We start from the raw sequence: 13,325 nt of genomic DNA, 5'->3' as shown, positions 1-13,325 counted from the left end.
AATACGGAGCGGGGCGCGCACCGGGCACACCCGGGGCCCGCCCCGACCACCCGCCAGGACCACCGTCAGGAGACTTGTCCATGCGCGCAGCCAGCAGACGCCAGTTCCTCTCCGGTGCCTCCGCCGCCGCGGCGGCGGCCGCCCTGACCCTGGCGGACAGCCCGTTCGCATCGGCGGCGGCCCACGATCGCGCGGTCGCCGCCACGGCCGCGCGTGCCGTCGCGGTCGAGGGCACCACCCTCGCCCAGGCCGCGACGGCCACCGGCAGCGGCACCTACAAGCGCCTCGCGGGCGGGCCCGGTTGGCCGCTGGTGGTGCGCACCGAACTGGCCGCGGGCGGCGCGGGCCGGGACACCACCCGCACCGGGCTCGCCTCGTTCGTGCAGTTCACCGACCTGCACCTGGCCGACACCGAGTCGCCGGTGCGCTTCGAGTACCTCGCGCAGTACATCGACTCCGCCTACCGCCCGCACGAGGCGCTGACCGTGCGCGGCGCCGCCTCCCTGGTCGACCGGGTCAACTCCCTTGCCGGCGGCCCCTACACGGGCCTGCCCTTCTCCCTGGTGATGGCGACCGGCGACAACACCGACAACCACGAGCAGGTCGAACTCGACTGGTACCTCACGGTGATGAGCGGCGGCGCGATCACCCCGAACACCGGCGACACCTCCCGCTACGAGGGCGTGCAGAACTCCGGCTCCGCGCAGTACTGGAACCCCGAGTCCGCCTTCCAGGACACCTACAAGAAGGCTGGCTTCCCGCAGGTGCCGGGCTTCCTGGCCGCCGCCGGACGGCCGTTCACCGCGAGCGGGCTGCGCACCCCCTGGTACACCACGGTCGGCAACCACGACGACAGCATCGAGGGCACCCTGCCCGACCTGGGCCTGCTCGGCTCGCTCTACACCGGCGGCAGCAAGATCGAGGGCGTCGACGACGCGACCGCGGCCAAGCTCGCCGACGCCGTCCAGCACGACCCGGCGACCGCGGTCACCATCCTGCTCGGCCTGATCGGCGGCGGCGGCCCGGTCCGCTCGGTCACCCCCGACGCCCGCCGCGCCCCCTTCACCCCGAAGCAGTTCGCGCAGGCGCACCTCGCCACCGCCGTCACCGGCCCCGGCCCGTACGGCCACGGCTTCACCCAGGCGGCCGCCGACAGCGGCAAGCTCTACTACACCTTCCCGATCGCCGACGGCGTCCTCGGCATCAGCCTGGACACCACCAACCGCGCCGGGTGGGCGGACGGCTCCATCGGCTCCGCGCAGCTGAAGTGGCTGGAGGCGGTCCTCCAGTCGTACAGCACCCACTGGTACGACACCGACGGCAACGTGGTGCGGCGCGGCTCCCAGGACCAGCTGGTCGTCCTGTTCAGCCACCACACCAGCACCACCATGGGCAACACGCTGCCCGACCCGTACAACCTGTTCGACGGCCGCCACACCGGCACCGAGCTGGTCACGCTGCTCCAGCGCTACCCGAACGTGGTGGCCTGGGTGAACGGCCACACCCACGCCAACCTCATCACCCCGCACGGCCACGCCGTGCCCGAGCGCGCGTTCTGGGAGATCAACACCGCCTCCCACGTGGACTTCCCGCAGCACGCGCGGCTCATCGAGATCGCCGACAACCAGGACGGCACCCTCTCGCTGTTCACCACGCTGGTGGAGTCGGCCGCTCCGTACGCGACCGACTTCACCAGCACCGGCGAGGCCGACCTCGCAGCCCTCTACCGCGAGCTGTCGTTCAACGACCCCTACGCCACCCCCGCCGCCAAGCTCGGCACCTCCGCCGACCACAACACCGAGCTTCTGCTGGCCAAACCGGGCGCCTGACCCCGCGCCCGACGGGGGCGGCTCAGTGGTGCGTGACCGCCAGCACGGCGGTGTGCCCGCGCACCGACACCACGCGGACCGAGATGCTGTTCAGCGCCGCCGTGCCCCCGGGGCTGACGCCCGACTCCAGGTGGGTGCCGCCCCCGTCGGCCGTGACGGTCACCCCGTCGGCGCCGACGTGCGTGACCTTGAACGAGGAGAAGCCGAACCGGCTGTCCACCGGGACCGTCACCGGCCCGGCGACGGTGATCTCGCAGCTGCCGTCGTAGCAGGACCGCAGGTCGGCGGCGCCGCTGGTCCGCGCGGGCGCCGCCGTACGGACCGGAGCTTTCGTACGGACCGGCGCTGTCGTTCGGACCGGCGCCGTCGTACGGACCGGCGACAGCACCGGTGCGGCCGCCGTGCTGGTGGCCACGGGGAGCCCGCCGCCCGCCGGGTCCGAGGAGGCCGGGGCGGCCCCCTGACCGGCCCCGGCCCCGTCCGACCCGCACCCCGCCAGCGCCAAGGCGGCCAGCACCCCGGCCACGCCGTATCCCCACCGCGTGTGTCCGGCCATCAGCTCGACCCCTTTCGCGCCACCGGTCCGGCGGCTCTCCCCAGGTCTACCCGTTCCGGCGCGGGACCGGTCCCGTACCGCCCCGCGTACGGGTGAAGGCGCGCGGGCCGGTGCGCCACCGGGTCCGGCGGGATCGGTCAGTGCGGGATCGGCACGGCCGCGCCGCGCACGCTGACGCCGGCGGCCGGGTCCGCGGGGACGCCGACGGTCAGCACGCTCGGCCGGCCCATGTCCTCGCCCTGGTGGACGGTGAGCACGGCCGGCCGGTCGACCAGGCCGAGTTCGCCGAGGTAGCCGCCGAACGCGGCCGCCGCGGCGCCGGTGGCCGGGTCCTCGACCACCCCGCCGGGCGGGAAGGGGTTGCGGGCGTGGAAGACCGCCGCCGACTCCCGCCACACCAGGTCGACCGTGGTCCAGTCCCGGCGGCGCATGAGGTCGCCGAGCGCGGCCATGTCGTAGTCCAGCGCGGCCAGCCGCTCCCGGGTTGCCGCGGCGATCACCGGGTGCCAGGCACCCGCGTAGGCGACCCGGGGCGGCAGCGCCGGGTCCAGGTCGGCCGCGGACCAGCGCAGCGCCGCGAGCAGCTCGGCCAGGTCCGCCGCGGGCAGCTCCCGGGAGCGGGGCGGCACGCTCACCAGCTCGGCGGTCATGACGCCGTCGGGCCCGAGCGCGGCCGCCACCCGGACCGGCCCGGCCGCGGTGTGGAAGTCCCGCTCGCCCGGGCCGTGTTCGTACGCGTGGGCGACGGCGGTCGCGATGGTCGCGTGCCCGCAGAAGGGCACCTCGGCCAGCGGGCTGAAGTAGCGGACGTCCAGGCCGCCGTCCGGGCGCGGCACCGCGAACGCCGTCTCGGAGTAACCGACTTCGGCGGCCACGGCCAGCATCTCCGCCGCCCCCGCCCCGCCCGCGTCGAGCACCACCCCCGCGGGGTTCCCCCCGGCGGCGTCGGTGGCGAAGGCCACATACCTCAGCACGTCCATGCCCGCACGCTAGCGCCTCCCCGGCGCCCGTCCAGGAGTCGGGCCTCAAGCAGCCGCGGACGCCGACGCCTTGGCCTGGCGCACCCCGCGCAGAGCGCCGGACCAGGCGATCACCTGGTCGAGCATGCCGCCGACGGCGGTGTCGAGGCCCTCCTGGGGGACGAAGGCGCCGGTGTGGAACGAGGGATGGGTCGAGATGGTGGGCTGGGCGCGGACCGTGGCCACCTGGAGTTCGGCGAGCACGAGTCGCAGCGCCTCGGCGGCCCGGGCCCCGGCGACCCAGCCCCCGTAGCTGATGATCCCGGCGGCCTTGTCGTTCCACTCCCGGTAGACGTGGTCCAGGGCGTTCTTCAGGGCTCCGGGGTAGGAGTGGTTGTACTCGGGGACGACGAACACGTAGCCGTCGAAGCTGTCGACGAGTGAGCCCCAGGCGCGGGTGTGGTCGTGCTGGTACTGCTGGAAGTTCGGGTTGCCGGGCTCGTCGAGGTTGCCGAGGCCCTGGTCGGCGAGGTCGACGAGTTCGTAGTCGGCTCCCCCGTGGGCCCGGGCGGCCTGAAGTGCCCAGGCGGCGATCTGGTCGCCGCGGCGTCCGGGGCGGGTGCTTCCGAGGATGAGTGCGATGCGGAGCGGCATGGCTTCCTTCCGAGTGAGTTGTCACGTCAACTCTAGGTCGAGATGAGTTGAAACGACAACTCCGCTGGTCGCGGTATCCTCGACGGCATGACGGAGACGCGGTCGCTGGAACCCGAGGACTGGGAGTTCTGGAACGTCTGGATGCGCGCGCAGCGCCTGCTCACCCGGGAGCTGGAGCGCGGCCTGCAAAGCGACTGCGACATCTCGAAGGCCGAGTTCAGCGTGCTGGTGACGCTGTGGCAGGCCACCGGCCGCGAGGTGCGCGTCGGCGAGCTCGCCGAGTCGCTCGACTGGGACAAGAGCCGCGTCTCGCACCAGCTGACGCGCATGGAGAAGCGCGGCTTCGTCGAGCGCACCCGCTACGGGGCCGACGGCCGCCGCGCGGGGGTCGGGCTGACCGCCGAGGGGCGCCGCGCCGCCCAGAGCGCCGTCCTCGTGCACGGTCGCAACATCCGCCGCCACTTCCTCGACCCGCTGCCCCCTGAGCAGGCATCAGCCATCCGGGAGTGGAGCGAGCGGGCGGTCGACCGCCTGGAGCCGCGTCGCAGCGAGGCCGCCGGCGACGACGCGTCCTAGACCCGCCGCACCGCACCCCAACCGCCGCCGATCCGGCCACGGCACCCGCCCGGACCTCGTGCGTACGGGGCACCGCCCCGATTCTGCTACGCTGATCCAGCGACATCAGCCCGCCGAAATGTCCGAACGGAAACAGGAAGTCCCCCGGGATTTCCGGTGACCGGGACGGCATGGTCCGGGCGTCGCGAAAAACCGGTGCGGGAGCGGGGCACATCATGTGTCACACTTGTGCCGCACCAAGCAAGGTCCTGTGGAGCAGTTTGGAGTGCTCGCCACCCTGTCAAGGTGGAGGCCGCGGGTTCAAATCCCGTCAGGACCGCTGCGGCTGGGTAGCTCAGTTGGTACGAGCGACCGCCTGAAAAGCGGTAGGTCGCCGGTTCGACCCCGGCCCCAGCCACCGCACGACGAAGGGCCCTTCTCCTCGGAGAGGGGCCCTTCGTCGTGATCCGCGTCACCCCGGCCGCGCTACCCGCCGGGCCCGCTCCCGCGCCGCACCCGCACCGGCCGCGCACCCCCGCGAACCCGCGGAAAAATGGGTTCGCCCGTCCTCCCCGGCAGGTGCGATGCTGGATCGCGTATGTCTACGCAACCCTCCTCCCCCGCCGAGTTCGCCGGACTCGCCGCGCGGCTGCCCGCGCTCTCCTCGCGCGACGAGCAGCGCCTCGGCCGGCGGCTCGACGGCGCCCGCCGCATCCGCAAGCCGGAGGCGCGCGCCGCGGTGCTCGCCGAGCTCGACACGGAGATCGGCCGGGCGGAGGCCCGGATAGCCGCCCGCCAGGCCGCCGTGCCGCGGATCACTTACCCCGAGGCGCTGCCGGTCAGCCAGAAGAAGGATGAGATCCTGGCGGCCGTCCGCGACCACCAGGTGGTGATCGTCGCGGGCGAGACCGGCTCCGGCAAGACCACCCAGATCCCCAAGATCTGCCTGGAGCTGGGCCGGGGCGTGCGCGGCCTGATCGGCCACACCCAGCCGCGCCGGATCGCGGCCAGGACCGTCGCCGAGCGCGTCGCGGAGGAACTGCGCACCCCGCTGGGCGAGGCGGTCGGCTGGAAGGTCCGCTTCACCGACCAGGTGGGCGACTCCACCCTGGTCAAGCTGATGACCGACGGCATCATGCTCGCCGAGATCCAGACCGACCGCGAGCTGCGCGCCTACGACACGATCATCATCGACGAGGCCCACGAGCGCAGCCTCAACATCGACTTCATCCTCGGCTACCTCGCCCAGCTGCTGCCGCGCCGCCCCGACCTCAAGGTGATCATCACCTCCGCCACGATCGACCCGGAGCGCTTCTCCCGGCACTTCGGCGACGCCCCGATCGTGGAGGTGAGCGGCCGCACCTACCCGGTCGAGGTGCGCTACCGGCCGCTGCTGGAGGAGGGCTCCACCGAGGCCGACCGGGACCAGATCACCGCGATCGCCGACGCGGTCGACGAACTCCAGGCCGAGGGGCCCGGCGACATCCTGGTCTTCCTCTCCGGCGAGCGGGAGATCCGCGACACCGCCGACGCCCTCACCAAGCGGCAGTTGCGCGGCACCGAGGTGCTGCCGCTGTACGCGCGGCTGTCCTCCGCCGAGCAGCACCGGGTCTTCCAGGCGCACAGCGGCCGGCGGATCGTGCTGGCCACCAATGTCGCGGAGACCTCGCTGACCGTCCCGGGCATCCGCTACGTGATCGACCCGGGCACCGCCCGCATCTCCCGCTACAGCCACCGCACCAAGGTGCAGCGGCTGCCGATCGAGCCGATCAGCCAGGCCAGCGCCAACCAGCGCAAGGGCCGCTGCGGCCGTACCTCCGACGGCATCTGCATCCGGCTGTACGACGAGGACGACTTCCTGGCCCGCCCGGAGTTCACCGACGCGGAGATCCTGCGCACCAACCTCGCCTCGGTGATCCTCCAGATGACCGCGGCCGGGCTCGGCGACATCGCGAAGTTCCCCTTCATCGACCCGCCGGACAGCCGCAACATCAAGGACGGCGTCCAGCTCCTGGAGGAACTCGGCGCGCTCGACCCGCAGCAGAAGGACCCCCGCAAGCGGCTCACCCAGACCGGCCGCAAGCTCGCCCAGCTCCCGGTCGACCCGCGGCTGGCCCGCATGGTGCTGGAGGCCGACCGCAACGGCTGCGTACGCGAGGTGATGGTGATCGCGGCCGCCCTGTCCATCCAGGACCCCCGCGAGCGCCCCGCCGACAAGCAGGCCCAGGCCGACCAGCAGCACGCCCGGTTCAAGGACGAGAGCAGTGACTTCCTGTCCTTCCTGCACCTGTGGGCGTATCTGCGGGAGAAGCAGAAGGAGCTGTCCTCCTCCGCCTTCCGCCGCACCTGCCGGGCGGAGTTCCTCAACTACCTGCGCATCCGCGAGTGGCAGGACATCTACAGCCAGCTCCGCCAGGTCGCCCGGTCGCTCGGCATCACCGTCGGCCCGGAACCGGCCGGCGACCAGGACGCGGCCGACCCGCAGCGCGTGCACGTGTCGCTGCTGGCGGGGCTGCTGTCGCACCTGGGCCTGAAGGACACCGAGAAGAACGAGTACCTGGGCGCCCGCAGCGCGAAGTTCGCGGTCTTCCCCGGCTCGGCGCTGTTCAAGAAGCCGCCGCGCTGGATCATGTCGGCCGAGCTGGTGGAGACCTCCCGGCTGTGGGCGCGGGTCAACGCGAAGATCGAGCCGGAGTGGGTCGAGCCGCTGGCCCAGCACCTGGTCAAGCGCAGCTACAGCGAGCCGCACTGGGAGAAGGACCAGGCCGCGGTGATGGCGTACGAGAAGGTGACGCTCTACGGCGTCCCGCTGGTCGCCCAGCGCAAGGTGAACTACGGCCGGATCGACCCGGAGACCTCCCGCGAGCTGTTCATCCGCAACGCCCTGGTCGAGGGCGACTGGCGAACCCACCACCAGTTCTTCCACGACAACCGCAAACTCCTCGGCGAAGTCGAGGAGTTGGAGCACCGCGCCCGCCGCCGCGACATCCTCGTGGACGACGAGACGCTCTTCGACTTCTACGACGGCAAGCTGCCCGAACACGTGGTGTCCGGCGCCCACTTCGACTCCTGGTGGAAGCACAAGCGGCGCGAGGAACCGGAGTTGCTCAACTTCGAGCACTCCATGCTGATCAACGAGAACGCGGAGGCGGTCACCAAGGCCGACTACCCCGACTCCTGGCGGCAGGGCGCGCTGAAGTTCCGGGTGACCTACCAGTTCGAGCCGGGCGGCGACGCGGACGGCGTGACCGTCCACATCCCGCTCCAGGTGCTCAACCAGGTGGTGCCCGACGGCTTCGACTGGCAGATCCCCGGCCTGCGCGAGCAGGTCGTCACCGAGCTGATCCGCTCGCTGCCCAAGCCGATCCGCCGCCACTACGTCCCCGCGCCGAACTACGCGAAGGCGTTCCTGGAGAGGGTCGCGGCCGGCCCGGACCCGCTGCCGGCGGTGCTGGCCCGCGAGTTGCAGAAGATGGTGGGGGTGCGGGTCGACCCGGAGGACTTCGACCTGTCGAAGGTGCCCGACCACCTGCGGATCACCTTCCGGGTGGTGGACGAGCGGCGCCGCAAGGTCGCCGGCCCCGCGGAGGACAAGGACCTGGAGGCGCTCAAGCAGCGGCTGCGGCCGAAGACGCGGGCGGCGATCACCAAGGCGTTCGAACGGGCCTCCGACCCGGCGCTGGCCACCCTGGAGCAGCGCACGGGCCTGACCGACTGGACGCTGGGCGCCCTGCCGCGCACCTTCGAGACCCGGCGGGCCGGCCAGCCGGTCAAGGCGTACCCCGCGCTGGTCGACGAGGGCGCCACGGTCGCGGTGCGGCTGTTCGACACCGAGCCGGAGCAGACCGAGGCGATGTGGCGCGGCACCCGCCGGCTGATCCTGCTGAACGTCCCGGTCAACCCGGCGAAGTTCGCCGCCGACCAGCTCTCCAACCAGCAGAAGCTGGCGCTGTCCCGCAACCCGCACGGCAGCGTGCAGGGCCTCTTCGAGGACTGCGCCACCGCGGCCGCGGACCGGCTGATCGCCGACCACGGCGGGCCGGCCTGGGACGAGGAGAGCTACCGCAAGCTCTTCGACGCGGTGCGTGCCGACCTGGTCGAGCTGACCGGCCGGGCGGTCCGGCAGGTCCAGCAGGTGCTCGCCGCCTGGCACTCCTGCGAGAGCCGGCTGAAGGACACCGCGAGCCCGGTCCTGCTGGCGAACGTGCGGGACGTCAGGGAGCAGCTGAGCGGCCTGGTGTACCCCGGGTTCGTCACCGCGGCGGGCCTGAAGCGCCTCCCGGACCTGATGCGCTACCTGGTGGCCGCGGACCGCCGCCTCCAGCAGATGCCGACGGGCGTCCAGCGCGACACCACCCGCATGGAGAAGGTCCGCGAGATCCAGGCGGAGTACGCCGAACTGCTGGCTTCCCAGCCCGCCGGGCGCCCGGTGCCCGCCGCGGTCCGCGACATCCGCTGGATGATCGAGGAGCTGCGGGTCAGCTACTTCGCCCACGCCCTGGGCACCGCGTTCCCGGTCTCGGACAAGCGCGTCTTCAAGGCCCTCGACGCCGCCTGGTCCTGACCCCGGTCCCGAGTTCGACCGCACCCCCTGACCTGCTGTACAGTCTGTCTCGCAACGAGGTCCTGTGGAGCAGTTTGGAGTGCTCGCCACCCTGTCAAGGTGGAGGCCGCGGGTTCAAATCCCGTCAGGACCGCAGCAGATGAAGCATCTTTGAAGCCCGCTCCCGGGAGACCGGTGGCGGGCTTCTTGCTGTTCAGGGGCCGTCCGCAGGCGCGTGGCCCGTCCGCACGGGCAACGGCCGCCACTCTCCGTACGGGGTCCAGGAGGCCGTGTGCGGGCCGTTCCGGGGGCGGGGTGGGCCGTTACCGTCCGAAGCAAGTCCCGCCCGTCACAGGGGAGTTGGGAGCCGCCGTACCGCACTCGGGCGACGGCGGGACGGCCCGCGGGAGAAGCCGCTCCGTCAAGTCCCCGACGCACAGGATCGTTTCTCTACCGCATCGCAGGGAAGACCCTCAAGTGCCGCACATGTGACGGTAGTCACGCCAAGTTGTGCGCAGCATAAGGAGCTCGGGACCCCTCACGAGGGGCTCAATTTAATATGTGCAATGGTACGTCCCGCTCACCCATGTGATCGGGCGCACAAAAAAGAAGATCGCACCGAGCCCGGCGGAGCCCGATGCGATCTTCTTACGGTCATACGGTCATACGTCCTGCTGTTCCACCCTCCCCGCCGGCCACCCGATGGGGGCGGACGACCGTCGGACGGCGACGTATGGGGTAGGGGCCCCACAAGCCGCCCAAAAGGGCTGTCAGGCCTCGCTGCGCTGCTGCGGGATCCCCGCAAGCAGCGCGCGGACCTCCGCCTCGCGGTAGCGGCGGTGCCCGCCGAGCGTGCGGATCGACGTGAGTTTGCCAGCCTTGGCCCAGCGCGTGACCGTCTTCGGGTCGACGCGGAACATGGTGGCGACCTCAGCAGGGGTAAGCAACGGCTCGGCATCAGGGGTGCGAGCGGTCATGAGCGGCCTCCTCGAGAGAACCGAACCAACGCGGTTCTTTCCTCTTAAATTCTGCACCTTGACCCGCGTTGCCCGATATGGGCGAACGCGGGCCGAGTCGGTAATAGGACGAACGGCTTGTCCTCGGCACTACAACTACACCATCCGTCCAGCCGCGTCGGCCAAACCGATGGATTTGCCCTCTCAGGTGTTCAAGCTCGACGGAAGCCGATGGACCGGGCCATAGCGGACAGTCACACCAACGTGACGATCAGTCACAGCGCGATCATCCGCCCCATCCCCACCGTCGGTGCGAGCCCGAGACGGACCCGATGTCCCATTTTGGCATGACAGATGGTGATGCAGGCAAGAGTCCGCTTACGTGCTCTGCGTCACGCTTGGGCCAATAGCACCATCACCAGGGGCAGAAGCACCGCACCGGCCGGACCGGAGACAACACCCGGCCCACCCGGAGACAACAGCCCGTCAGATCCACGACGGCCCCGCCGCGCGCCTCAGTTGGCGAACTGCAACTCCCGCACCGCCCGCCACCGGTCGGTCAGCCGCTCGTACGCCGTACCGGCCGCCGCCGAGTCGCCCTCGCGCAGCGCCGCCAGCCCCTCGGCCGCGTCCGCCGCCGAACGGTCGGCCGCCAGCGCCTCCGGGCCGATCACGTGCACCAGGCCGCCGTAGTCCAGCTCGACCAGGGAGCGGGGGTGGAACTCCTCCAGCCAGCGCCCCACGTCGACCAGCCCGTCCACCAACGGGCTCTCGTCCAGCGCCTCCCTGAGCACCCGCAGGCCCCGCGCCACCCGGCGCCGCGCCTGCACCATCGGGGTGCGGTAGCGCATCACCGGCTGCTTCGAGCCGCCCGCGGAGTCCGCCGCGCCGACCGGCTCGTACTCCCGCTCGTCGTCGCCGACGAGGATGAACCAGCGCACCGGCACGTGCCAGGTCGCCGAGCGAATCCAGGGCCGCGCGTCCGGGTGGCGCTCCCGCCACGCCTCGTGGTCGGCCGCGGCCTGCCGCCGGACCACCGGCGGCACCATCGCGTCCAGCACCGGCCCCGGCAGCTGGCCCTCCAACTGCTCCAGCGCCATCCAGCCGCGCAGCCGGGTCCGCCACGGGCAGACGTGGATGATCCCGCCCACCTCGGCGACGAACGCGTCCGGGCTCTCGTGCACCGGCACCGCGATCGGCGGCACCGGCACCAGCCCGGCCAGCGACTGCCGCAGCTCGTCCTGGGCGCCACGGGCCCGGCCCGCGACCGCGTAGCGGTGCCAGTGGGTCCGTTCGGGCTCGGGAAAGGCCGCCAGCGGCTCGTACACCCGCAGATACGACGTGTACGGGACCTGAACCGCCGAATCGCCCACGCCCGCTCCTCACCGCCGTGCCGCCTGCCGACGCCTCCGATCGTCCCACGGGTCCGCCACCGCCGGAGGTGATCCCGGCCACTGCGCCCAGGGCTACGCTGTGCCCATCGAACCCTCCGCCACCCCTACGGGGGGCGAGACGACCCGAACCCAATGGGACCGCACGCACCACCGGACTATGGGAGTCACCACCGTGACCGACGTACGTCAGACCGACGGCGGCAACGGCGCCGCCGTCATCGCCAAACTGTTCCGATCGGACCAGGGCGGACACGAACAGGTCGTCCTGTGCCAGGACCGCCCGACCGGCCTGCGGGCCGTGATCGCACTGCACTCCACCGCCCTGGGCCCGGCCCTGGGCGGTACGCGTTTCCACGCCTACGCCTCCGACGAGGAGGCCGTGGACGACGCCCTCAACCTCTCCCGCGGCATGTCGTACAAGAACGCCCTGGCCGGCCTCGACCACGGCGGCGGCAAGGCCGTCCTGATCGGCGACCCCGGCACCCTCAAGACCGAGGAACTGCTGCTCGCCTACGGCCGGTTCGTCGCCTCGCTGGGCGGCCGCTACGTCACCGCGTGCGACGTCGGCACCTACGTCGCCGACATGGACGTGGTCGCCCGCGAGAACCGCTGGACCACCGGCCGCTCCCCCGAGCAGGGCGGCGCCGGCGACTCCTCGGTGCTCACCGCGTTCGGCGTCTTCCAGGGCATGCGCGCGGCCGCCGAGGCCCAGTGGGGCGAGCCGACGCTGCGCGGCCGCCGGGTCGGCGTCGCGGGCGTCGGCAAGGTCGGCCACCACCTGGTGGGCCACCTCGTGGACGACGGCGCCCAGGTGGTGGTCACCGACGTACGCGCCGACGCCGTCGCCCGGATCACCGCCCGGTACCCGGGCGTGACCGCCGTCGCCGACGCCGACCGCCTGGTCCGCACCCCGCTGGACGTCTACGCCCCCTGCGCGCTGGGCGGCGCGCTCGACGACGCGACCGTGGCCGCGCTGACCGCCACCGTGGTCTGCGGCGCGGCCAACAACCAGCTCGCCCACCCCGGCGTCGCGAAGGACCTCGCCGACCGCGGCATCCTCTACGCCCCCGACTACGTGGTGAACGCCGGCGGCGTCATCCAGGTCGCCGACGAGCTGCACGGCTTCGACTTCGAACGGGCCAAGGCGAAGGCCGCGAAGATCCACGACACCACGTTGGCCATATTCGAACGGGCGAGGGCCGACGGAGTGCCGCCCGCGGTGGCCGCCGACCGCCTCGCGGAGCAGCGGATGGCCGAGCGCACCCCCGCCGCCGAGTGGCTGCGGCCGAGCCTGGGCTGAGCCCGGCGGGCCCCGGGCCGTGCCGTCGGCGTGACCGACAGCACGGCCCGATAGCAAGTTCGCGCTAGAAGAAGGTAAAATCGGGCCTGACCAGGAACGACAGGGCCGCAAATATCCCCTGTTCCGACGCGCGTCGTGCGGGCGACGTACCGTGCGGCGTCGGAAGCAGGTACCGTTGAGGCCCTACGGACAGGTCTCTCTCCGCGGAGGCCGTCCGGATCATGAACGCGTGTCAAGACTCGGGGCCGTCGAGCCCCGCCGTTAAGGGGGTCGAGCCATGGGGCGCGGCCGGGCCAAGGCCAAGCAGACGAAGGTCGCCCGCCAGCTGAAGTACAACAGCGGCGGCACGGATCTCTCACGTCTGGCCGACGAGCTGGGCGCATCGCCGTCGAGGCCGGTTAATCCGGAGCCAGTCGAGGACGATGACGAGTTGGACGACGACCCGTACGCTCAGTACGCGGATCTCTACAACGACGATGACGAGGACGACGACCAGGACGAACAGTCCGAGCCGTCACCGTCGTCTCAACGCCGTCGCGCTTGACGCCGTCAACGCTTGAGGCCCGGCCCGGGGTCCGC

10 protein-coding genes and 3 tRNA genes are annotated in these 13,325 nt (G+C 72.0%); 8 read left to right on the top strand and 5 right to left on the bottom strand.

The window, feature by feature from the left end; translation table 11 throughout:
* The first annotated feature begins 80 nt into the window (after positions 1 to 80).
* Positions 81 to 1,829: a TIGR03767 family metallophosphoesterase gene (locus tag AC3ERT_RS21550; RefSeq protein WP_435134141.1), complete on the top strand. Its 1,749-nt coding sequence runs from the start codon at positions 81 to 83 to the stop codon at positions 1,827 to 1,829.
* Positions 1,830 to 1,851: 22 nt separating this feature from the next.
* On the opposite strand, the gene AC3ERT_RS21545 is transcribed toward AC3ERT_RS21550, so the two are convergent.
* The 3 genes from AC3ERT_RS21545 to AC3ERT_RS21535 form a co-directional block, all read right to left on the bottom strand.
* Positions 1,852 to 2,385 carry a hypothetical protein gene (locus tag AC3ERT_RS21545; protein WP_435176151.1) on the bottom strand — a complete coding sequence of 178 codons (534 nt, stop codon included), beginning with the start codon at positions 2,383 to 2,385 and terminating at the stop codon, positions 1,852 to 1,854.
* Positions 2,386 to 2,522: 137 nt separating this feature from the next.
* Positions 2,523 to 3,365, bottom strand: coding sequence for a PhzF family phenazine biosynthesis protein (locus tag AC3ERT_RS21540; protein WP_435134136.1), 843 nt, complete (start codon positions 3,363 to 3,365; stop codon positions 2,523 to 2,525).
* Positions 3,366 to 3,410: 45 nt separating this feature from the next.
* Entirely contained in the window at positions 3,411 to 3,998 is a 588-nt protein-coding gene (locus tag AC3ERT_RS21535) for an NADPH-dependent FMN reductase (RefSeq protein ID WP_435176148.1), read from the bottom strand.
* Between the two features lie 87 nt (positions 3,999 to 4,085).
* Between AC3ERT_RS21535 and AC3ERT_RS21530 the strand changes: the two genes are divergently transcribed.
* From AC3ERT_RS21530 to AC3ERT_RS21510, 5 genes are all read left to right on the top strand, one after another.
* Positions 4,086 to 4,574: a MarR family winged helix-turn-helix transcriptional regulator gene (locus tag AC3ERT_RS21530; protein ID WP_435176145.1), complete on the top strand. Its 489-nt coding sequence runs from the start codon at positions 4,086 to 4,088 to the stop codon at positions 4,572 to 4,574.
* Between the two features lie 244 nt (positions 4,575 to 4,818).
* A tRNA-Asp gene (locus AC3ERT_RS21525) sits at positions 4,819 to 4,893 on the top strand.
* Positions 4,894 to 4,897: 4 nt separating this feature from the next.
* Positions 4,898 to 4,971: transfer RNA gene (locus AC3ERT_RS21520), tRNA-Phe, on the top strand.
* A 180-nt stretch (positions 4,972 to 5,151) separates the two neighbouring features.
* Positions 5,152 to 9,117, top strand: coding sequence for an ATP-dependent RNA helicase HrpA (gene hrpA, locus AC3ERT_RS21515; protein ID WP_435134128.1), 3,966 nt, complete (start codon positions 5,152 to 5,154; stop codon positions 9,115 to 9,117).
* Positions 9,118 to 9,175: 58 nt separating this feature from the next.
* Positions 9,176 to 9,250: transfer RNA gene (locus AC3ERT_RS21510), tRNA-Asp, on the top strand.
* 616 nt (positions 9,251 to 9,866) lie between these two features.
* Here the strand turns inward: AC3ERT_RS21510 and bldC are convergent.
* A complete protein-coding gene (gene bldC, locus AC3ERT_RS21505) occupies positions 9,867 to 10,073 on the bottom strand; it encodes a developmental transcriptional regulator BldC (RefSeq protein ID WP_003949541.1) in 207 nt (68 codons plus the stop codon).
* Positions 10,074 to 10,567: 494 nt separating this feature from the next.
* A complete protein-coding gene (locus AC3ERT_RS21500; protein WP_335970250.1) occupies positions 10,568 to 11,425 on the bottom strand; it encodes a DUF8083 family protein in 858 nt (285 codons plus the stop codon).
* A 178-nt stretch (positions 11,426 to 11,603) separates the two neighbouring features.
* On the opposite strand from AC3ERT_RS21500, the gene AC3ERT_RS21495 reads away from it, so the two are divergent.
* Both AC3ERT_RS21495 and AC3ERT_RS21490 read left to right on the top strand, forming a co-directional pair.
* On the top strand, positions 11,604 to 12,746 hold the full coding sequence (locus AC3ERT_RS21495) for a Leu/Phe/Val dehydrogenase (RefSeq protein WP_435134123.1): 1,143 nt from the start codon (positions 11,604 to 11,606) through the stop codon (positions 12,744 to 12,746).
* A gap of 277 nt (positions 12,747 to 13,023) precedes the next feature.
* Positions 13,024 to 13,290, top strand: coding sequence for a DUF3073 domain-containing protein (locus tag AC3ERT_RS21490; RefSeq protein WP_335970244.1), 267 nt, complete (start codon positions 13,024 to 13,026; stop codon positions 13,288 to 13,290).
* The last annotated feature ends 35 nt before the right edge of the window (positions 13,291 to 13,325 follow it).

It is taken from the genome of Actinacidiphila sp. bgisy145, from assembly GCF_057708125.1.
The sequence above is the reverse complement of the archived record's forward strand: the minus strand, read 5'-3'. Positions and strand labels throughout refer to the sequence as shown.

What these genes read in the sequence shown, in the direction of transcription:
- hrpA (WP_435134128.1), top strand. Translation starts at nt 5,152, where the DNA reads ATGTCTACGCAACCCTCCTCCCCCGCCGAGTTCGCCGGACTCGCCGCG.
- AC3ERT_RS21545 (WP_435176151.1), bottom strand. Translation starts at nt 2,385, where the DNA reads ATGGCCGGACACACGCGGTGGGGATACGGCGTGGCCGGGGTGCTGGCC.
- AC3ERT_RS21495 (WP_435134123.1), top strand. Translation starts at nt 11,604, where the DNA reads ATGGGAGTCACCACCGTGACCGACGTACGTCAGACCGACGGCGGCAAC.
- AC3ERT_RS21535 (WP_435176148.1), bottom strand. Translation starts at nt 3,998, where the DNA reads ATGCCGCTCCGCATCGCACTCATCCTCGGAAGCACCCGCCCCGGACGC.
- bldC (WP_003949541.1), bottom strand. Translation starts at nt 10,073, where the DNA reads ATGACCGCTCGCACCCCTGATGCCGAGCCGTTGCTTACCCCTGCTGAG.
- AC3ERT_RS21550 (WP_435134141.1), top strand. Translation starts at nt 81, where the DNA reads ATGCGCGCAGCCAGCAGACGCCAGTTCCTCTCCGGTGCCTCCGCCGCC.
- AC3ERT_RS21540 (WP_435134136.1), bottom strand. Translation starts at nt 3,365, where the DNA reads ATGGACGTGCTGAGGTATGTGGCCTTCGCCACCGACGCCGCCGGGGGG.
- AC3ERT_RS21490 (WP_335970244.1), top strand. Translation starts at nt 13,024, where the DNA reads ATGGGGCGCGGCCGGGCCAAGGCCAAGCAGACGAAGGTCGCCCGCCAG.
- AC3ERT_RS21530 (WP_435176145.1), top strand. Translation starts at nt 4,086, where the DNA reads ATGACGGAGACGCGGTCGCTGGAACCCGAGGACTGGGAGTTCTGGAAC.